A 2,765-nucleotide genomic window follows, 5' to 3' on the forward strand; every position below is an offset into this window, starting at 1 on the left:
CATTACAAACGTCCTTCTCGGTGCATGCCACTGTTGCCAATGACCTGCCTAGGAATTGGTTAGCAAGTTACTACCGGATTTTGTAAAAACAGCCCTCCTCATATAAAAAGTATTCGTTCACTTCCGATAAGCGTCGTAATTTTCTATCTTTCATCATATTCTAGATCCCTCTGAAAAAATCTTCCGAGTTTGCTAGGCACTGATACATAACTCTTTTCCAATAATTGGGGAAGTCATTCAAATCTATAATAGGTTTCAGATTTGCTTCAATAAATTCTGACTGTAGCTGCTGAAACGTTGCGGTTGAACTATATTTCCTTATAACTTTTACGAAAGAGTTTCTTTGAGTAATCACTTCACTCAAGTGCTTCCCTGCCTCCAAACGATACCTGTTAGCAATATTTAATAGCTTGAAATGATGAAGAGCTCTGTGTTTGTCTTCCTGCCTCCAGTTCGCCGGGCATTCAACATAAAAACTGATAGCACCCGGAGTTCCGGAAACGAAATTTGCATATACCCATTGCTCACGAAAAAAAATGTCCTTGTCGATATAGGGATGAATCGCTTGGTGTACCTCATCTACTGCGAAAACTTGACCTTTCTCTCCCATATTGCAGTCGCGGCACGATGGAACTAAATTAATAGGCATCACCGAAAATTCAGGATAATGTGCAATAGGAAGAAAATGATCTATATTTTTTGTCTGTCCTATATCACCACAAAATGGACATTTTTCACCTGATGAAACAAGCATGTCATCGTAATATGTTCTAGCGGGTTTGTTTTTATCTCGGAGATTATTTTCATAAAGCTTTTCTAATTTAACCTTTGTCAGGTTACCAACTACTAAGGTTGTAGGCTCAAGAGGGTGTGTCCTGTCGTAGGTAAATAACTGACCTGTCGAGCTTAATATTCTATATTGTTGTTCTTTCTGCAAAAAAGTGGGGAAGTGAGTAATGAAATTATTTCTAACATTTATCTGCATCATACCTTCCGAGCATTTATTAAGCATTTCGCTATAAGTTCTCGCTGGAAGAGGTAGTTTTTTCATTGTACTTTACCTTCATCTCTGTTCATTATCATCGCTTTTAAAACGGTTCGACCTTCTAATCCTATCTGACCATTATAATTTTTTAGAATGGTTTCATAAGAAAGCTCTGAATCAACGGACTGCGATAATAAGTGGTGGTATCCAGAATTTGTCACTTCAAGTAAAAACACCTCACGAGTTAAAACACCTAAGTTCTCACCGAATGTCTCAATATCCGGACGGATAATATTTATTGCTTCTCTTGACCGTAGGACTTTCCACATGCAGGATTTTGGAACCTCTTGCAGTACTACTGGGGAATGAGTTGCAATTATTGCTACACCATTGCGTGCATCGAGTAAGTCGCTTAATGTTCGTAAAAAAGCAGAGAGCAAAGGTGGATGCAGATGAACCTCTGGTTCATCGAATAAAACTAATGACTTTTCGCCAACGACATCTACTAATCTTGTGATAGTAAATAAAACAATTGCATGTCCAGAGCTCATTCGAAGCAGATATTTCTGGATATTGTCATAAAACAATTTAGTGAATTTATCATCGTCCACTTGAATCTGTGGTTCATTACGTCTTAACTCTTCATATTTAGAAATGAGGCTGATGAGTTCCATATTTGAAAAGTTTTCATCACTACTTAGTTTTTTGATAGCTTCAAGCCAGAGTTGTCTTTTTCTATCTACTCTCATACAACCAATAAATGCTGAAATGAATTCTAAGCGGAGATCGCCTAGTGATTTTAAACTATTGCTGGCAGCATTCTTGAGTCCAATATAAAAGTATTGTGTACCTTTTGCTGGGTCAGGTTGTTCTTTAGGAGGAGTAAAAGGATCAAATGCACTAAACGAAACTGAAACAAGCGATCGAAAATATCCCTTTGGGATTCTTGACTCGATAAGTCTATTATTTTCAGAGAAAAAATATTCATTGTTTTCTGGGTTGGTGATTGCACCAATCATTCCATTCAAAATTGTTGTTTTACCACACCCATTCCGCCCGATAAAAGCATGAATGTTCGTGCTGGGCATAGAATTAACCGTCACCTCAAAAGGTATAGTTAAATCACTGAATCCGGGAGCACTTTTTCTATTAAATGAAAAGTGGAAATCTGACAATTCTGGCAAACCATTTAACACACGTGCGAACTGTCCATGAATTTCTGAAAGAGTTACCCCTCTAAGTAATGAGGTGTTAAGGACGCTTTCATTTTCAATGTCGGCTAATCGATTTGGCCATACTACTAAATCCTGAATAGCTTTAAGAAGGTTATGTTTAAAACCATCGCTTAATTTGCTGAGATTAACATAGTAGTCAATGCTTTCACCTAAGGAAAAAAACATTTCAGGGAGTTGACTGAATTTTTTATCTATTAATGAATAAGTGCTTACTTCTTCTTTTTGACCTACAAAACCAATTTTAACATTTCCGATATCGCATTTTTCACCATGCTCATCAAAGACAGTAAGATAAAACATTGTAACAAAGGAATAGTCATTCCAACCATCTGCTCGTAGGAATGCCTTATTTTTTTCTACTGCAGGAATATACCCGCCTCTTTCAATAACACTAAACTCCAACATATAGTAACCCTTAATTTTATTAAAATAACCGCAATTTATTTGGCGGCAACACAGGATCTCTCTTTTAAGTTACTCTCTATTACATACGTTTTCCATCTAAAAATTAGTAGTATTGAACTTAACGGGGCATCGTATTGTAG

The 2,765-nt window shown here is 36.8% G+C and carries 2 protein-coding genes; both read right to left on the reverse strand.

Translation table 11 applies throughout. The features are described 5' to 3' along the window. Nucleotides 1-160: 160 nt before the first annotated feature. Entirely contained in the window at nucleotides 161-1,051 is an 891-nt protein-coding gene (locus E4K64_RS39405) for an HNH endonuclease signature motif containing protein (RefSeq protein ID WP_000735931.1), read from the reverse strand. Next, nucleotides 1,048-2,625, reverse strand: a complete 1,578-nt coding sequence (locus E4K64_RS39410) for an AAA family ATPase (RefSeq protein WP_015979259.1) — start codon at nucleotides 2,623-2,625, stop codon at nucleotides 1,048-1,050. The genes E4K64_RS39405 and E4K64_RS39410 overlap by 4 nt, the downstream gene beginning before the upstream one ends. Nucleotides 2,626-2,765: the final 140 nt, after the last annotated feature.

Origin of the sequence: Bradyrhizobium frederickii (genome assembly GCF_004570865.1) — a bacterium.
Lineage (GTDB): Bacteria > Pseudomonadota > Alphaproteobacteria > Rhizobiales > Xanthobacteraceae > Bradyrhizobium > Bradyrhizobium frederickii.